Annotated in this window: 14 protein-coding genes; 6 read left to right on the forward strand and 8 right to left on the reverse strand. The window is 70.1% G+C overall.

What is annotated here, in order from left to right; all coding sequences use genetic code 11:
* Positions 1–72: 72 nt before the first annotated feature.
* The 8 genes from def to AC067M_RS04600 all read right to left on the reverse strand — a co-directional run bounded on the left by def (position 73) and on the right by AC067M_RS04600 (position 7350).
* Positions 73–723 carry a peptide deformylase gene (gene def, locus AC067M_RS04565; RefSeq protein WP_478695494.1) on the reverse strand — a complete coding sequence of 217 codons (651 nt, stop codon included), beginning with the start codon at positions 721–723 and terminating at the stop codon, positions 73–75.
* A 77-nt stretch (positions 724–800) separates the two neighbouring features.
* Positions 801–1781, reverse strand: coding sequence for a tetratricopeptide repeat protein (locus tag AC067M_RS04570; protein WP_478695984.1), 981 nt, complete (start codon positions 1779–1781; stop codon positions 801–803).
* Positions 1782–1888: 107 nt separating this feature from the next.
* Positions 1889–3166 carry an HD-GYP domain-containing protein gene (locus tag AC067M_RS04575; RefSeq protein WP_478695495.1) on the reverse strand — a complete coding sequence of 426 codons (1278 nt, stop codon included), beginning with the start codon at positions 3164–3166 and terminating at the stop codon, positions 1889–1891.
* The gene (locus AC067M_RS04580) at positions 3163–4467 is read right to left on the reverse strand and encodes an HD-GYP domain-containing protein (protein ID WP_478695496.1); all 1305 of its coding nucleotides are present in this window, start codon (positions 4465–4467) and stop codon (positions 3163–3165) included. The genes AC067M_RS04575 and AC067M_RS04580 overlap by 4 nt, the downstream gene beginning before the upstream one ends.
* Before the next feature lie 143 nt (positions 4468–4610).
* On the reverse strand, positions 4611–4931 hold the full coding sequence (gene rsrA, locus AC067M_RS04585; RefSeq protein ID WP_478695497.1) for a mycothiol system anti-sigma-R factor: 321 nt from the start codon (positions 4929–4931) through the stop codon (positions 4611–4613).
* Positions 4928–5611, reverse strand: a complete 684-nt coding sequence (gene sigR, locus AC067M_RS04590) for an RNA polymerase sigma factor SigR (protein ID WP_478695985.1) — start codon at positions 5609–5611, stop codon at positions 4928–4930. The genes rsrA and sigR overlap by 4 nt, the downstream gene beginning before the upstream one ends.
* Before the next feature lie 256 nt (positions 5612–5867).
* On the reverse strand, positions 5868–6515 hold the full coding sequence (locus AC067M_RS04595) for an alpha/beta hydrolase family protein (RefSeq protein ID WP_478695498.1): 648 nt from the start codon (positions 6513–6515) through the stop codon (positions 5868–5870).
* A 19-nt stretch (positions 6516–6534) separates the two neighbouring features.
* A complete protein-coding gene (locus AC067M_RS04600) occupies positions 6535–7350 on the reverse strand; it encodes an SOS response-associated peptidase (protein WP_478695499.1) in 816 nt (271 codons plus the stop codon).
* A gap of 371 nt (positions 7351–7721) precedes the next feature.
* On the opposite strand from AC067M_RS04600, the gene AC067M_RS04605 reads away from it, so the two are divergent.
* The 6 genes from AC067M_RS04605 to aroA all read left to right on the forward strand — a co-directional run bounded on the left by AC067M_RS04605 (position 7722) and on the right by aroA (position 16485).
* The gene (locus tag AC067M_RS04605) at positions 7722–7952 is read left to right on the forward strand and encodes a mersacidin/lichenicidin family type 2 lantibiotic (protein WP_478695500.1); all 231 of its coding nucleotides are present in this window, start codon (positions 7722–7724) and stop codon (positions 7950–7952) included.
* A gap of 88 nt (positions 7953–8040) precedes the next feature.
* Positions 8041–11349, forward strand: coding sequence for a type 2 lanthipeptide synthetase LanM family protein (locus tag AC067M_RS04610; protein ID WP_478695501.1), 3309 nt, complete (start codon positions 8041–8043; stop codon positions 11347–11349).
* 18 nt (positions 11350–11367) lie between these two features.
* Positions 11368–11943: a hypothetical protein gene (locus AC067M_RS04615; RefSeq protein WP_478695502.1), complete on the forward strand. Its 576-nt coding sequence runs from the start codon at positions 11368–11370 to the stop codon at positions 11941–11943.
* Positions 11913–14171: a peptidase domain-containing ABC transporter gene (locus AC067M_RS04620; RefSeq protein ID WP_478695503.1), complete on the forward strand. Its 2259-nt coding sequence runs from the start codon at positions 11913–11915 to the stop codon at positions 14169–14171. The genes AC067M_RS04615 and AC067M_RS04620 overlap by 31 nt, the downstream gene beginning before the upstream one ends.
* Before the next feature lie 153 nt (positions 14172–14324).
* On the forward strand, positions 14325–15047 hold the full coding sequence (locus tag AC067M_RS04625; RefSeq protein ID WP_478695504.1) for a M50 family metallopeptidase: 723 nt from the start codon (positions 14325–14327) through the stop codon (positions 15045–15047).
* Between the two features lie 121 nt (positions 15048–15168).
* Positions 15169–16485, forward strand: coding sequence for a 3-phosphoshikimate 1-carboxyvinyltransferase (aroA, locus tag AC067M_RS04630; RefSeq protein WP_478695505.1), 1317 nt, complete (start codon positions 15169–15171; stop codon positions 16483–16485).
* Position 16486 lies beyond the last annotated feature (1 nt).

Genomic DNA, 16486 nt, shown 5'->3' on the forward strand with positions numbered 1-16486 from the left:
CGGACACACGAACGGCGCCTGTTCGGCCGGGGGCAGCTGAACAGACGCCGTGCGTAAGGGACTTCCGTGGCCTCAGTCGTTGGCGACCACGGGGTAGCGGGGCTCGTTCTCGGCCATCTGCCGCAGCGCGTCCTTGCGTTCACGCTTGGAGAGCCGGTCGATGTACAGGTACCCGTACAGGTGGTCGGTCTCGTGCTGCAAACACCGCGCGAAGTAGCCGGTGCCGCGCACCTTGATCGGATTGCCCTTCTCGTCCTGCCCGGTCACCTCGGCGTAGTCGGGCCGGGCGAGCGGCGCGTACGCGGTCGGCACCGACAGGCACCCCTCGTTGCTGTCGTCCAGCCGGCGCTTGTCCGCGGGCAGCTCCACGATCTTCGGGTTGCAGACCACACCGACGTGCCGCACACCGTCGTCGTCCGGGCAGTCGTAGACGAAGACCTTCAGATCGACCCCGATCTGGTTGGCGGCCAGGCCGACGCCCTCGGCGGTGCGCTGCGAGGCGAACATGTCCGCCACCAGCTGCTGGAGCTCCTCACCGAACTCGGTGACGTCCCTGCACTCCTTGTGGAGCACCGGGTTCCCGACGACGGTGATCGGCCGCGAGGTACCGGCCTCACGCCAGGCGGCCTCGCGCTCCTCCGTCTCCTCCGTGTCGATGACGAAGCCCTCGTCGTCCACGGGGAGCACGCCCACGTGCTGCTGATCGGTGTCCTGCTGCGCCATGACCGACGTAAGCCTTCCTGCAACCATGAGAATTTTCTGCGTGTACAGCCTAAGGGTGGTTCAGGAGAGGCAGCGGTTCAGCAGACCTCTTCCAGATCCCGCCAGTCCCGGGAATCCGGGCTGTCGGCGACCCACCCGTCCAACAATCCCCGGACCAGCGAAGCCGGCGCGGCCACCCCGCACTCCCGTTCCGGCACCCACAACTGCCCGTCCGTCCGGTGCCCGAGCGGGCCGGGATGCCCGGGCTCGCTGTGATCGTGCGGGTCGAGATGCTCACCGTCGCCCTCGTCCGAGGGCATCCGTGACTCCGAACACATCCGGCACAGCAACCGCACCGACGACGACCAGTCCTCCGCGGCGAACCCGGCGTCGGCCGCGAGCTGCTCCAGCGCGTCCCGGTCCGCCTCGGTCGCCGCCTCCAGCAGCACCACCCAGGTCGGCACGGGCGACGGCGCCCACAGCTCGATCTCGTCGAACACGGGGTACGCGTGTCCGGCAGCCGTGGTCCGCTCGCCGTGCGGCACGCCGTCGTGCAGCACGACCTCCCCCCAGCGCCGCCCGGAGGACGGTAGGGGGATGGACAGCACCTCGATCCTGGCGGGGTCCAGCCGGCGCCCCCACACGACCTCCGCCTCACCCTCGGGCGAAAGCCGCACCGCCGCGCTGCCGAGGTCCATGCCGAGGGGCTCACCCGAAGCGGTAGCTCCCCCTGGCACGTGCAACCCGTACGCCTGCCAGGCGCGCCGGGCCAGCGGCCAGTCCTGGAGGGCGGTCGCCGCGATGCCGACGTTCCACCAGTCGGGCGCCCCGCTCTCCCGGTCGAGCAGCGCCACGGCCCTCAGGCCCGCCGCCCGGGCCTGCTCCCAGTCGTGCCGGAACTTGTGCAGCAGGGCGAGGTTGAACCAGGACTCCGAAAGCCACGGCTCCAGATCGGCGGCGCGTGTCAACAACGCGCCGGCGTCCTCGTACCGACCATCACCGATCAGGGTGAACGCGCGGTCGGTGGCCTGCCGCCAGGAGGCGGAGGGCCGGTGCCGTCCCTTGCCGAAGATCCTCACGATTCCCGCCTGCCAGTTCCGTGGTGTGGGCTGGCCAGTGCCCCCGGACACTCTCTCTCCTTCGCATCCAACCACGTACGGCTGGAAGGGCGCTCATTACCCATGGGTTACCCCACTCCGGGCAGGGTAAGACAGCCCCGCGACAGAACCCGGGCCAGTGCTTCCACGACTTCGGGCGCGTAGTCGTCGGCGGTGCCCAGCCGCAGTTCCTCCAGCGCCTTCAGGGGCCCGCCCGGCCCGGCGTCCCGCGCCTTCTCCTCGTACGCGTTCACCGCCCGCACGATGCGCGCGGCCGGCGGCTGCTCCCGGCAGGGGTCGGCCTGCCGCTCCACGACGACGGCGACCCGCGGGTCCACCCCGGTCTGCCGTACGACGGCCCCGCCGAGGAGCGCGATGCGCCGCTGCTCCTCGACGGGCAGCGCGGCGGTGGCCCCCGCCGGTACCGGGTCGAGGAGGCTGAGCTGGCCGATGTCGTGCATGAGGGCCGCGTACTCCAGCACGGTGAGTTCGGGCTCGGTCAGGCCCAGGTCGCGGCCGACGGCCTGGCTGAGGGAGGCGACCCGCAGGGCGTGCCCGGCCGGTGTGTACCCGGCGATCTCGGTGGCGCGCGCGAGGGAGGCGATGGTCTGCCGGTAGGTGGCCCGCACGGCGGCGTAGCGGCGCAGGGACAGCTGGGTGAGCAGCAGCGGGAGCGAGAAGACGGGCAGGGCCCACAGGCCCGCGACGTCCACCGCGAGCGCCATCACGGCACCGGTCGCGCAGACGGCCGATCCGATGCCGAGGGTGGCGCGCAGTTCGTCCCGCAGCAGCGGGCCGAAGGGCCAGCCGGTGCGCGCGTGCGCCAGCGCGGCGGCGAGAACGGTGTCGCACAGGACGGTGAGGGTGAGCAGCGCGAGCAGCAGCAGGGCATGGGCGGGGCCGCCCCCGGCGGCCAAGGTGCCACTGTGGGAGAGGGGTTGGAAGCACACGGCGGCGAACCCGACGGTCAGCACCCGCCGGGCCAGGTGGTCGAGCGTCGGGCTCCGCCCCTGCGCGATGTGCGGCACGCTGCCGAGCAGGGAGGCGGCGAGCACGACGGTGACGACCTGGGAGACGCCGACGGGGGCCCCCTCCGCGCCGGCCGGGTCGAGGGCCCGGGGCAGGCCGGCGTTCTCGCCCAGCAGCGCGTACGCCAGCGCCCCGGCGGCCCCGAGCGGCGCGATCTCCCGCACGCCGGGCCCGCTCCACCGGGTGAGCTCGCCCACGGCGACGAGCAGCCCGAAGGCGAGCGCGAGGGCGCCTTCGTGGACGCCGTCCCAGAGGGTGACGCAGAGGGAGACGAGGGCGAGGAGGGCGGCGGAGGCATGGACGAGGGCGAGGGCCGCGGGGCACCGATGCCGGGTCATCCGCGCGCTCCCGGCAGGCTGGAGACCGGCGGCCGCTCACCGGGCCGGACGGGCTCGTCGGCCGTCACGGCGGGGTGCCAGCCGGATCTGCCCACCGCGCGGACGAGGGCGGACACCATCCGGGGGTCGAACTGCGTCCCCGCGCACCGCTCCAACTCCTCCAGCGCGGTGGGAACCGGTCGGGCCCTGCGGTACGACCGCGTCGACGTCATCGCGTCGAACGCGTCCGCGACGGCCACGACCCGCGCGCACTCCGGGATCTGACTGCCCACCAGCCCGTAGGGGTATCCGGTCCCGTCCAGCCGCTCATGGTGGTGCAGCACCGCCGTCCGGGCCTCGCCGAGGAAGGAGATCCCGCGCACGATCTCGTGCCCGTACTCGGGGTGCAGCTCGATCACGCGCCGCTCCTCGGGCGTCAACGGCCCGTCCTTGCGCAGCAGCCGGGTGGGTACCCCGAGCTTCCCCACGTCGTGCAGGATCCCGGCGAGCCGGAGGACCTCCACCCGCTCCTCGTCCATGCCCAGCTCGCGCGCGATCAGCACGGACGCCTGCCCGACCCGCTCACTGTGCCCGCGGGTGTAGCCGTCCTTGATGTCGACGGCCTGCACCAGCGCCCGGATGGTGGCACGGTGGGCCGCCCGCTCCCGGTGGTACTGGGCGTACACCCACCACGACACACCCATCGGCAACAGCACGAGCAGCGCGGCGACGGGCCCGTACGGGCTGCGCCACAGCACGGCCATCATCAGCCCGGCCGTCCCGTGCACCGCGACCGGTGCCAGCGAGCGCGGCAGCAGCCCGCGCCACGCCCGCCGTGCCGGTGCCTGCTCGGCCAGGGCGAGGATTCCGCCGTCCAGCAGGGCGAGGACCAGGCAGAACACCAGGACGGCCGCCCCGGCCGGGCCGAGCGCGTAGGGGAAGTCGGAGGTGCGGACGGCGTCGCAGCCGTCGAGCGCGGCGTGGAGGTGGGCCGCTGCCCACACGCCGAGGATCAGCCGGGAGGCGCGCCAGACGCGGCGCAGCAGGAAGGGGCGCGCCTCGACGTGGGAGAGCAGGGCCCCGGGCAGCGGGACGAGCGCGGCGGCGGCCGGGGGCAGCAGGAAGGCCGCGGCGAGCAGGACGGGGTAGAAGGTGCCGGCGAAGCGCCGCCCGGCGACCTGTTCGCAGCCCGCGTACAGCGCGGCGAGCGAAAGGACCGCCCACGCGTGTGTGCGTGATGTCGGCGGGGGCAGCAGACAGAGGAGGGCGACGAGGCCGACGGCGACGACGTACACACGTGCCCGTGCCGGAACCGCCTCCATGTCGCCCCTCCCCCGGCATGACGGTGCCCTACCAGGCTTGGGAGCCTAGGGCGGCCAGGGGGGGGTGCGCGGGCGTATCACCCGCGGATTACTACGTTCGGGTGACGGCCGGGGGCCGCCGGTGCCGTGCCTTGCCCGGGAGTTCAGGACTCCCTGGGAGGGACGGGGGTGGCCGGAGCGGCCGTCACATCGTGCTCGGGCACGGTCTGGCCGGAGCGGATCAGCTCGATCCGCCCCATGACCTTGGCCCGCAGATCGGTCGGCACGTCGTCGTGCCCGCAGCACCGCTTGACCAGCTTCTTCACGGCCTGCTCCAGGCCGTACTTCTCGAGGCACGGCGAGCATTCCTCGAAGTGGTGCTGGAACTTGTCGCGGTCGACGTCCGGCATCTCGCTGTCGAGGAACTCGTAGAGGTGGTCGAGGACCTCACTGCAGTCCGTCTCGTGCGGGTCTCCGCAGCTCATGAGCCCGAACCTTTCACTTCGTTCGACTCGCCGGCGCCCGCCGGGACCAGTCCGCGCTCACGGGCGTAGTCCTCGAGCATGCCGCGCAGTTGACGACGGCCCCGGTGCAGCCGGGACATCACCGTACCGATGGGTGTCCCCATGATGTCCGCGATCTCCTTGTACGCAAAGCCCTCGACGTCCGCGAGATAGACGGCGATGCGGAACTCCTCGGGGATCGCCTGGAGTGCTTCCTTCACGTCCGAGTCGGGCAGGTGGTCGAGCGCCTGCGACTCGGCGGAGCGCAGACCCGTCGACATGTGCGACTCGGCCCGTGCGAGCTGCCAGTCCTCGATCTCCTCGGCCGCACTGCGCTGGGGCTCGCGCTGCTTCTTGCGGTACGAGTTGATGAACGTGTTGGTGAGGATCCGGTACAGCCACGCCTTGAGGTTGGTGCCCTCACGGAACTGGTGGAAGGACGCGTACGCCTTGGCGTACGTCTCCTGCACCAGGTCCTCGGCGTCGGCCGGGTTGCGCGTCATGCGCAGTGCGGCCGAGTACATCTGGTCGAGGAATTCGAGCGCGTCGCGTTCGAAGCGCGCGCTGCGCTCCGCGTTCGACTCCGCGCTGCCGCCCCGGCCCTCGGGCAGCTCCGCCTGGCCGTTGTCGGTCCCTGCGTCGGTCCCAGTGACCGGACCCACCTCCTCAAGATTTCTCGTGGCACCGAAACCGGCCCCACTCGAATCGGAGGATAGAACACGATCCGCACCCGCCGCCGCCCGAATAGGGGCGGTCTTGGCCGCGTGCAGCACCGTCCAGTCCAGGTCGGCGCGGCTGCTGCGGCTCGGGCAGATGGTCGAACCCATGCGGCGGACTCCCTCTCCTACGACGTCGGCGCTGGTCTGCCAGCACTTCTGTCCGCCTCAACAGTGGTCGGCCGCGCTGCATTCCCCGGGCCTAGGCGAGTGACGAGGCCCACCTCACGACTCCGGCGGTGATGGTCTCCAGGGCGCGGTCCTGTCCGATGTCCGCCCTCTTCGGCACGGCGAAACCGTGATCGCCGTACGGCACCTCGATCAGTTCGTACGTCCCCTCCGGGAACTCCTCGGGCTTGCCGAACGGGTCGTTGCCGCCCTGGACGACGAGGGTGGGGACCCCGGCGCCGAGCAGTTCCTCGGCGCGGGACTTCTCCGGCTTGCCCGGCGGGTGGAGCGGGAAGCTGAGGGCGAGGACGGCGTGCGCGCCGAGCTCGGTCGCGGTGCGGCAGGCCACCCGGGCGCCCGCGCTGCGCCCGCCTGAGATCACGGGCAGCCCCCGCTCGGCGAGCGCGGGCCAGATCCCGCGCCAGCCCACGTCCAGCGTCTTCGGAGCGGGCGCCATCTTCTTCCCGGCGACCCGCCAGGGCTGCTCGACGAGCGCGACGGTCACGCCGTGCCCGGGCAGCTCGGCCGCCAGTGCCGTGAGGTCGCGGGCCTCGATGCCGCCGCCGGCGCCGTGGCTCACCGCGAGCACGAGCCGGGCGTTCTTCGCCGGGTGCCAGGTGATGCGGGCGGGACCGGCGTCGGTCTCGACGGTCTCGCGGGTCGCCTTCTTAACGTCTGTCACACCACTCACGTCCGTCACATCAGAAGAGTGTGCCCTCTTCAGGCCCCTCCAGCTCCTTCAGCAGCTCCGGTCCGTTGTTGCGGACGTTGCTGACCGCGGTCGTCACCGGGTACGCCCGCATCAGCCCCTCGGGCGGCGGGGCGAGCAGCTCGCGCAGGTCGTCCGGGTCCGTGCGGGACGGGTCGAGCCACGTGTCCCAGCGTTCCGGTGTCAGCATCAGCGGCATCCGGGGGTGGATGTCGGCCAGCGCGTGGGGCCCGTCGGCAGGCGCCACCGCGAGCGGGGTCTTCTCGGCCTCCGTGGTGATGACCGAGCACGTCACCCACCAGGCCTGCGGATGGTCGTCCGGCAGTGTGCGGTCCCGCCAGAACTCGTACAGACCGGCCATCGCGAAGACCGACCCGTCGGCCGGGAGCACGAAGTACGGCTGCTTGCGGGGCCGCTTCTTCTTCCCCTCGACCTCCAGGTCCCGCTCCTGTGTGCCGGTGACCCACTCGTAGTAGCCGTCGGCGGGGATGATGCAGCGCCGGGAGCTGAAGGCACGGCGGTACGACGGCTTCTCGTGGACCGTCTCGGCGCGCGCGTTGATCATCCGGGCGGCACCCTCGGGCGTCTTCGACCAGGACGGGACCAGGCCCCACTTCAGCGTCCTCAGCTGGCGGACCGGACGCTTGTCGTCGGCGTCCTTCAGAGGACGGTCCAGGACCGCGTACACCTCCTTGGTGGGTGCCACGTTGTAGTCGGGCGCCAGGGTCTCCTCCGGCTCCCATTTCTCGATCCCGAAGGTTCCCGCAAGATCCTCGGGCCCACGACTGGCCGCGTACCGTCCGCACATGTCAAACCGCCCCTCCGCCCTGCGAAAACGCTAGCTCATCCTCCACCGAAGCAGCACGGTGCCCCATCGGGGAACTCCAATAGCTGCCGTCTTGACATGTCGCAGAGGCCGGGGTAAGCGTGGTGGAGTATGGGAGTTCGGACAACCATCCGATCCTCGAAGCGAGTGGATGTTTTCCCACTCGCACGCGGAATGTATGGGTCGACACGAATCTCATGGCATCTGCGTTCCGCGTTCATCGCAGCGCGTGTGCATAATTCTGGCCTCAATCATGAGCGTTTGTGCATGACGCCGAACACACCACCGCCATCATTCTCTGGTGATGCGTAGCCAGGGCACAAACACGTCGAGGAAAAAACAGGGAGAGTCCCATGAGTCTCCGGAAGATTGTCCGGGCCTGGGAGGACCCGGAGTACCGCGACACCCTGAGCACCGCAGAGCTGGCCGACCTGCCGGAGAATCCGGCGGGCGCCATCGAGCTGACCGACGCCGAGCTGGGACAGGTTCTGGGCGGCGCCCAGAGCGGAGCCAGCGTCGGCTGTAACACGAAGACCTGCGTCACGACTCGCGGCAACTCGCAGAACCCCTGCCGCAACTGCTGACAGGGCAACACAGCGAGGGCTGCCAGACGTTTGTCCAGCAGCCCTCGCTGCGTCCTGGGCAGGGCGGACGCCGAGGGAGCATCGGGCCATGAGAGCGCGTGATGTGTGGCAGGCCCCCGAGTGGTACCGGGCCTTTCCCCTGGCCGAACGCGGCGGCGCACCGAGTGACAGCGCCACGGGTACGACAACCGCTTCGGACCCTCTTCCCGAGGGAGCGCTGGGTCGTCTACGTGCTTGGCGGAGCCAGCGGCCGTTCACGCGGGAAGGGCTGTTCGCTGAGCGGCTGGCGCTTGGCTCGCTCTCCGAACGTGATCTGCTGGCTCTGCTGGCGGAGCCTGCGGAGAGTCTGAAGGCCCGCATCCAGGCCGCTCCCGACTGGCTGATCGTTCTCCGACAGGCATTCACACGCCCGGCTTCCGCCGAACTGGCGACTTCGCTCGAGAAGATCGAGGACGATCACCCTCTTGCCGGGTGCCTGCCGGCGATCGGCCCTCTTCTAGGAAATGTTCTCGACCGTCTCCAGGAAAAGGTGCGCGGGCTGCGCGCAGAGGTCGAGTTCCTCCCCTTCGAAAGGAAAACGCTTCCCAGGGTCTTCCTGGCGAATCTCGCGCCCCTCCTTCTCTTTCAGCTCAGTAAACCGCTCCTGCTCGAGCTGCATGTTGCGCGGTTGGAAGGACAATTGCGAGGCGAGACAGCGGAGGACCGCTTCGAGGACTTCATCCGGCGGCTCGGTCAGGAAGGCTCCGTCGTGGGGCTTCTTGCCAAGTACCCGGTGCTCGCACATCAGCTGGTGCTCACGACGCAGCAGTGGGCCGACTACCTGTACGAGTTCCTGACGCATCTGTGCGCTGACTGGCAGTCCATCCGCACCACCTTCGCCGCGGGCGGCGATCCCGGGCCGTTGGTCGACGTGGAGGCCGAAAAGGGCGACCGGCACCGTCGAGGGCGCAGTGTGCTCCTGCTGCGCTTCGGCTCGGGGATGCAGTTGCTGTACAAGCCGAGGTCGCTGCGTGTGGACGTGCACTTCCAGGACTTGCTGTGCTGGTTGAACGACCGGGGCGCCGAGCCCGGCCTGCGGCCGCTGAAGCTGGTCGACTGCGGGAAGCACGGCTGGTCGGAGTTCGTCGACGCGGCCTCCTGTACGTGCGAGGAGGAGGTCGTGCGTTTCTACGAGCGTCAGGGAAGCTACCTGGCGCTGTTGTACGCCCTGGACGCCGCCGACCTGCACAACGAGAACCTGCTCGCTGCGGGTGAGCATCCGATGCTCGTCGACCTGGAGGCCCTGTTCCATCCTCACGTCCACGACAAGGGGGCGACTTCGGAGAACCCGGCGGTGGGAGCGCTGGATCGTTCCGTGTGGCAGGTCGGGCTGCTCCCGCGGCGCATGTGGTCCGACCAGGATTCCATCGGCGTGGACATGAGCGGCCTGGGCGGGCACGCCGGGCAGATGAACCCGCATCGGCTGGTCAGCTGGGACAGGCCGGGGACGGATGAGATGCGGGTGGGTCGGCGGCGTGCCGAGCTGCCCGTCAGCGAGAATCGGCCCCGTCTGGGTGACCGGGATGTCACGGTCTGGGAGTACCGGGACGCCGTGCTGGACGGCTTCACCGGAATGTACCGACTGCTGTGTGAGAACAGAGCGGCTCTGCTGGCCGAGCAGCTGCCGCGCTTCGCCCAGGACGAGACGCGCGTCGTCGTCCGCTCGACGAACGTCTACGGCCTTCTCTGGTACGAGAGCTTCCATCCGGACCTGTTGCGTGACGCGCTCGAACGTGATCGCTTCTTCGATCACCTGTGGTTGGAAGCGGCGCAGCGTCCCTATGTGGTTCCCCTCATCCCCGCGGAGCAGCGCGATCTGTGGCACGGTGACATCCCGCTGTTCACCACCTGCCCGGGCAGCCGGGCGATCCTCAGCGCGGAGGGGGAGCGCTTCGAGGACTTCTTGGACGCGCCCAGCCTCGATCTGGTCCGGCAGCGAGTGGCGCACCTCGGTGATGACGACCTGGCCAAGCAGCGCTGGATCATCAAGGCGTCGCTGGCCACGCTGCTCATGGACGCCGAGGACAGGATCAGCCGGCCGGCACAGGTTCCGTCGGGGCACCGGTCTTCCCTGGTCACGCGGCGGGTGGAGCGAGAACAGCTGCTCGCCCTGGCGAGCTCCGTCGGGAGGCGTCTCGGCGAGCTGTCCCTTCAGAACGAAGGCGGCGCCTACTGGCTCGGCGTGGGCCCACTGGACGAATCGACCTGGGGGCTGTTCCCTTCGGGCAGCGACCTCTATTCCGGAACCAGCGGAATCGCACTCTTCCTGGGCTACCTGGGCGCGGTCACCGGCGACACCTCCGTAACTCTCCTCGCACGTCGGGCACTGACGTCGGCACGAGTCCAAGCGCGGGAGTGGCTCCAGGAACAGCCGGACACGAGCAGATCCCCTCCGACGGTCGGAGCGTTCGACGGCCTCGCCTCGGTCGTGTACGTCCTCACGAGCCTGGGCGTCCTGTGGGCCGAGCAGGATCTCCTCGACGAAGCGGCCGCACTGGCCGAGCGACTGCCACCGCTCATCTCCGCGGACCGTTCGCTGGATGTGATCTACGGTTCGGCCGGGTGCGTGCTCGCACTGCTCAGCCTCCACTCGGTCCGACCCTCACCCCGGACCTTGGACGTGGCGATCCGCTGCGGCGAGCGGCTCCTGGCCACGGCGCAGCCCGTGCGTCGCGGGCTCGCCTGGAGGACGCTCGAGGATCAACCGCCGCTGGGTGGGTTCTCGCACGGCACCGCCGGCATCGCGTTGAGCCTGCTGCGACTGGCTGCCCGGTGCGGCGACGACCGTTTTCGGCGGGTTGCCCGCAGCGCTCTCGACTACGACCGCAGCCTCTTCCTTCCCGAGCTGAACAACTGGGCCGACCTGCGTGTCTTCCCGCCCCGGACCATCGAGGCGGACCCGTTCGACCCGGCCGCCGGGCCACCTCGCAAGAGCATGGTGGCCTGGTGCCACGGCGCCCCGGGCATCGGCCTGGCACGCCTCGCCACCCTGGATCAGATGGCCGACGCGACGACCCGGGACGAGATCGGTCTCGCCCTGAGCTCCACGAAGCGGTACGGCTTCGACATGGGCCACTCGCTCTGCCACGGAGCGCTGGGGAACGTCGAGCTTCTCCTGACGGCGGCGGGGTTGCTGGACCGACCTGAGGATCATGACGCTGTGGAACGAGCGACGGCGTCGGTCGTGGCGAGCGTGGAGGCCCATGGCTTCGTGACGGGAGTGCCCCTGGGAGTGGAGACGCCCGGGCTCATGACCGGGCTTGCGGGGATCGGGTACGAACTGCTCCGGCTGGCCGAGCCCGACAAGGTGCCGTCCGTTCTTCTCCTGGCTCCTCCACGGTGGCGGGCGCAGGGCTGAGAGAAAGGACCATTGGTCGTGGCCGACCGTGTGATCTTCCGGGAGAGCGCCCTCCAGGCGTACCGGAAAGGTACGGCGAAGGACATCGTGCCGCGCCTCACCCTGCGACCGATCATCGTCTGCCTCTGGCTGCTGCTCGCCGTGCTGATCGTCACCGCGGCTCTGGCCTGGTCCGTACGGGTGCCCGCGTACGTCGACGCCCGGGGCACGATCCTCCCGCACGGTGCCCGGAGCGGACCCGACGGCAGAACGACGACAGCCGCCCTGTTCCTGCCGGCCGATCAATCGGCGCAGGTGCGCGCCGGCCAGCCGGTGCACGCTCGGATCGGGTCTTCGGGTCCGTCCGCATCGGGTGCGGTCGTCAGAGTCGAGCCGGGCGTGATCGGCCCGGACGCGGCCCGAGCCGAGTACCGGTACGAGCCCGGGCCGGGTACGGTCCGACAACCCTGGACCGTCGTCATCGTGCGGCTCGGACAGTCACTCCCACCGGCCACCTACGGCGGGAGTCTCCTGACCGCGCGGGTGGAGGCCGGGTCGCAGCGGCTCCTGACTCTCTTTCCCGGATGGGGCGAGTCCGTCGGCGGTGCCTCGTGACGAACCCGTTCGCCCTTCGCGCACTGCTCCGGCCCTTCTTCGCCCTGACCGGGAGGACTGGCAGGTCGCACCGCAGGAGGGTGCCCGAGGTCAGACAGATGAGTGAGGTGGAATGCGGCCTCGCCTGCCTGGCGATGATGCTCAAATACCACGGCAGCGGGACCTCTTTGTCGGAGTTGCGGACGCGCAGCGGCGTCGGCCGCGACGGCCTCTCCGCGCTGGAGATCGTCAGGATCGCGCGTGACCATGGAATGCGGGTGAGGACGATCTCCCTGCCGCGAAACGATCTACGTTTCGTCGCGCTCCCCGCGATCGTCCACTGGGAGTTCACCCACTTCCTCGTCGTCGAACGATGGTCGCGCAGACACGTCGAGGTGGTGGACCCCGCCCGAGGACGCTGTCGGCTGACCGCGGACGAGTTCGACGCCGGATTCACCGGGGTGGTCGTCCTCCTCGAACCGGGCGCGGCCTTCGACCGACGTGCGCCCGCTCCACACCACGCGACTTTCCGCAGGTACGTCCTTCAGTTCCTGCGTCAGGCCCCCGGAACGTCTCTGCAACTGCTCGGGGTCTCCCTGCTGCTGATCCTGCTCGGGCTCGTCCTGCCCATCCTGACCGGGGTGGTGGTGGACCAGGTACTCCCGTTCCGCATGCACAACATCATGCCGCTCCTGGGGATCGGCATCGTCGTGATCTTCATTGCCCAGACCGTCGCGACGCTGCTGCGGGAATGGCTGTTGGTATACCTTCGGGCGCGTATCGACGTCAGCATGATGCTCGGCTTCGTCGAGCACCTTCTCGAACTGCCCTACAAGTACTTCCAGCAGCGGTCGACCGGTGACCTGCTGGCACGGGCGGCCAGCAACGCCCTGCTGCGCGAGCTGCTGAGCAACCAGCTCCTGTCCGCCGTCATGGACAGCGGGCTGGTCACGTTCTACCTGCTCCTCCTTTTCTGGCAGTCCCCGCCGTTCGGCGCGCTCACCCTGGGCATCGGCCTGGTGGGCGCGGCCGTCCTCATGCTCAGCAACGGCACGATCAGCAGGCTGTCCGGCCGAGAGCTGACCGCTTTCGGGAAATCCCAGGGATACCTGGGCGAAGCGATCGTCGGCATCGGAACACTGAAAGCAGCCGGCGCCGAGGCACAGGCCTTCGACCGCTGGTCGAACCTGTTCTTCGACCACCTCAACATCTCGCTGCGCCACAACTACGTCGCCGGCACCGTGGCCTCGATACTCAGCTCCCTGCCCGTGTTCGGCCAGCTCGGGCTGTTGTGGGTGGGGGCCACGCAGGTCCTCAACGGATCGATCAGCGTCGGCACGATGGTGGCCCTGCTGGCTCTGGCCGCCGCTTTCTTCGCACCGCTCACGTCGCTCGTGGCCAGTGCCCAGCAGTTCCAGCTCGTCAGTGCCAACCTCGACCGCATACGTGACGTGACCGAGGCCGAGCCGGAGCAGTCGCGGCGCGGGTCACGACCCGCCCCACGACTGTCGGGGCACCTGCGGGTGGACCGGGTCGGTTTCCGCTACTCGCAGACAGGGCCCCAGGTGCTGCGTGACATCGACCTGACCGCACGGCCCGGAGAGAGGATCGCGATCGTCGGACTCTCCGGTTCGGGCAAGAGCACGCTGGGGAAACTGCTGCTCGGACTGCACGTCCCCACACAGGGGGACATCTTCTACGACGGCGTCTCGCTGCGCGATGTCAACTGGCGTGACCTGAGACGTCAGTTCGGCGTCGTCCTGCAGGAGAGCGCGCTGTTCAGCGGGTCGATACTGTCCAACATCGCCCTCAGCAACCCGTCGATCGAGCGCGAGCACGTGGTCGCGGCCGCCGAGTTGGCCGCCATCCACGACGACATCATGGCCATGCCGATGCAGTACGACACCTTCGTCTCCGAGGGCGGGAGCGCGTTGTCCGGCGGGCAGCGGCAGCGACTGTCCATAGCTCGAGCCATCGCGCACAGACCGGCGATCATCATGCTCGACGAGGCCACGAGTCATCTGGACGTCCAGACGGAGTGGAGAGTCGCACAGAACCTGCGCACCCTGGCCTGTACCCAGATCATCATCGCGCACCGCTTGAGCACGATCCGCGACGCCGACACCATCCTGGTGCTCGACCAGGGAACCATCGTGGAGCGGGGGAGCCATCACGACCTGCTCCAGCGGGCCGGTCACTACGCGAGACTCGTGGGCCAGCAACTGGAGTCGCGCGAGCAGCGCAGGTAACGCAAGAGCCCCGGACCAATCCGGGGCTCTAACGCTGTGACCTGCACTTTTTCCGTCAGGAACGATCGCTGCCACGTCGGCGTCTCAGACAGCGTCCGCACATACGTGCCACACTGCCTGACTCCGTACGACGAGAGGGAGCCACCGCCGAACATGGACAGCACCGCCGCCACCGCGCTGCCCGACCTGTGGGACCGTCTCGTCGGCACCCAGCCCGACCCCGACCTGTGGGTGGTGCTGGCCACCCTGGCCGCCGCGCTCGCCATAGTGGTCCCGCACCATCTGTGGCGCCTGTCCCGCAACGCCATCACCATCGCCCACGAGGGCGGCCACGGCCTGGTCGCGCTGCTCACCGGCCGCACGCTGACCGGCATACGCCTGCACTCCGACACCAGCGGCCTCACCGTCAGCCGCGGCAAGCCCCACGGCATCGGCATGATCCTCACCGCCGCCGCCGGCTACACCGCTCCCCCACTCCTCGGCCTGGGCGGCGCGGCCCTCCTGGCGGCCGGCCACATCACTCTGCTGCTGTGGGCGGCGACGGTTCTGCTGGTGGCGATGCTGGTGATGATCCGGAACGCGTACGGCGCGCTGACCGTCGTCGTCACGGGTGGCACCTTCCTTCTGGTGTCCTGGCTGACCGGCCCCCAGGTACAGGCCGCCTTCGCCTACGCGGTGGTGTGGTTCCTCCTGCTGGGCGGGGTGCGCCCCGCGTTCGAGCTCCAGGCGAAGAGGTCCCGGGGAGGCGCGGGCGACTCGGACGCGGACCAGCTGGCGAGGTTGACGCACACACCGGCGGCCCTGTGGCTGTTCCTGTTCCACGCGGTGAGTCTGTGCTCCCTGATAGGTGGGGGCCGCTGGCTGCTGGAGGTGTGAACACGCCACTGAAAGGGGCGCGGGGCTGTGTCGATCAGCGGCTCCGCCGCGGGGCGCGACCAGCCCCGACGGGCCCGCAGCCGAACGACGGCCAGGAGCGCCCCCCACTAAAGTGGGCCCCATGGCCGTTAACCCCGCACAAACCGCCCTCTGGCCCGCCCCGCACGCGAGCGGAGCCGTCGACGCGACGGTCCACGTGCCCGGGTCCAAGTCGGTCACCAACCGCGCCCTCGTCCTCGCCGCCCTCGCCTCCGAGCCCGGCTGGCTGCGCCGCCCCCTGCGCTCCCGCGACACACTCCTGATGGTCGGCGCCCTACGCGTGATGGGCGTCGAGATCGAAGAAGGAGTGGGCCCCGACGGCACCGGTGAGGCCTGGCGCGTGATCCCCGCGGGCCTGCGCGGCCCGGCCACCGTCGACGTCGGCAACGCCGGCACGGTGATGCGCTTCCTGCCGCCCGTCGCCGCGCTGGCCGACGGTCCCGTCCGCTTCGACGGCGACCCGAGGTCGTACGAGCGTCCCCTGAGCGGCGTCATCGACGCTCTGCGTGTCCTGGGCGCCCGGATCGACGACGACGGCCGGGGCGCGCTGCCGCTGACGGTCCATGGGGGCGGGGCGCTGGACGGTGGCCCGGTCGAGGTCGACGCGTCCTCGTCGTCGCAGTTCGTGAGCGCCCTGCTGCTGTCGGGCCCGCGCTTCAACCAGGGCGTGGAGGTCCGCCACATCGGCTCGACGCTGCCGTCGATGCCGCACATCCGGATGACGGTGGACATGCTGCGCGCCGTCGGCGCCCAGGTGGACACCCCGGAGTCGGGCGGCGAGAAGAACGTGTGGCGGGTCACGCCGGGCGCGTTGCTCGGCCGGGACCTGACGATCGAGCCGGACCTGTCGAACGCCCAGCCGTTCCTGGCGGCGGCGCTGGTCACGGGCGGAAAGGTCCTCGTCCCGGACTGGCCGGCCCGCACCACCCAGCCGGGTGACCGGCTGCGGGAGATCTTCACCGAAATGGGCGGTTCCTGCACTCTGACGGAGTACGGCCTGGAGTTCACCGGCTCCGGCGCCATCCACGGCATCGACGTGGACCTCGGTGACGTCGGCGAGCTGACCCCGGGCATCGCGGCGGTCGCGGCCCTCGCGGACTCCCCGTCGACGCTGCGGGGCGTGGCCCATCTGCGCCTGCACGAGACGGACCGGCTGGCCGCGCTGACCAAGGAGATCAACGAGCTCGGCGGCGACGTCACCGAGACGGCCGACGGGCTGCACATCCGCCCGCGCCCCCTGCACGGCGGGGTCTTCCACACGTACGAGGACCACCGCATGGCGACGGCCGGCGCGATCATCGGCCTGGCGGTCGAGGGAGTGCGGATCGAGAACGTGGCGACCACGGCGAAGACCCTGCCGGACTTCCCCGAGCTGTGGGCCGGGATGCTCGGGGCTTAGG

The organism is Streptomyces sp. NPDC043427 (assembly GCF_056436655.1).

Bases quoted from the DNA above. Each gene is read 5' to 3' on its own strand.
- def (WP_478695494.1), bottom strand. From the start codon at position 723: ATGGCGCAGCAGGACACCGATCAGCAGCACGTGGGCGTGCTCCCCGTG.
- AC067M_RS04575 (WP_478695495.1), bottom strand. From the start codon at position 3,166: ATGACCCGGCATCGGTGCCCCGCGGCCCTCGCCCTCGTCCATGCCTCC.
- AC067M_RS04580 (WP_478695496.1), bottom strand. From the start codon at position 4,467: ATGGAGGCGGTTCCGGCACGGGCACGTGTGTACGTCGTCGCCGTCGGC.
- rsrA (WP_478695497.1), bottom strand. From the start codon at position 4,931: ATGAGCTGCGGAGACCCGCACGAGACGGACTGCAGTGAGGTCCTCGAC.
- AC067M_RS04600 (WP_478695499.1), bottom strand. From the start codon at position 7,350: ATGTGCGGACGGTACGCGGCCAGTCGTGGGCCCGAGGATCTTGCGGGA.
- AC067M_RS04605 (WP_478695500.1), top strand. From the start codon at position 7,722: ATGAGTCTCCGGAAGATTGTCCGGGCCTGGGAGGACCCGGAGTACCGC.
- AC067M_RS04610 (WP_478695501.1), top strand. From the start codon at position 8,041: ATGAGAGCGCGTGATGTGTGGCAGGCCCCCGAGTGGTACCGGGCCTTT.
- AC067M_RS04620 (WP_478695503.1), top strand. From the start codon at position 11,913: ATGGGGCGAGTCCGTCGGCGGTGCCTCGTGACGAACCCGTTCGCCCTT.
- AC067M_RS04625 (WP_478695504.1), top strand. From the start codon at position 14,325: ATGGACAGCACCGCCGCCACCGCGCTGCCCGACCTGTGGGACCGTCTC.
- aroA (WP_478695505.1), top strand. From the start codon at position 15,169: ATGGCCGTTAACCCCGCACAAACCGCCCTCTGGCCCGCCCCGCACGCG.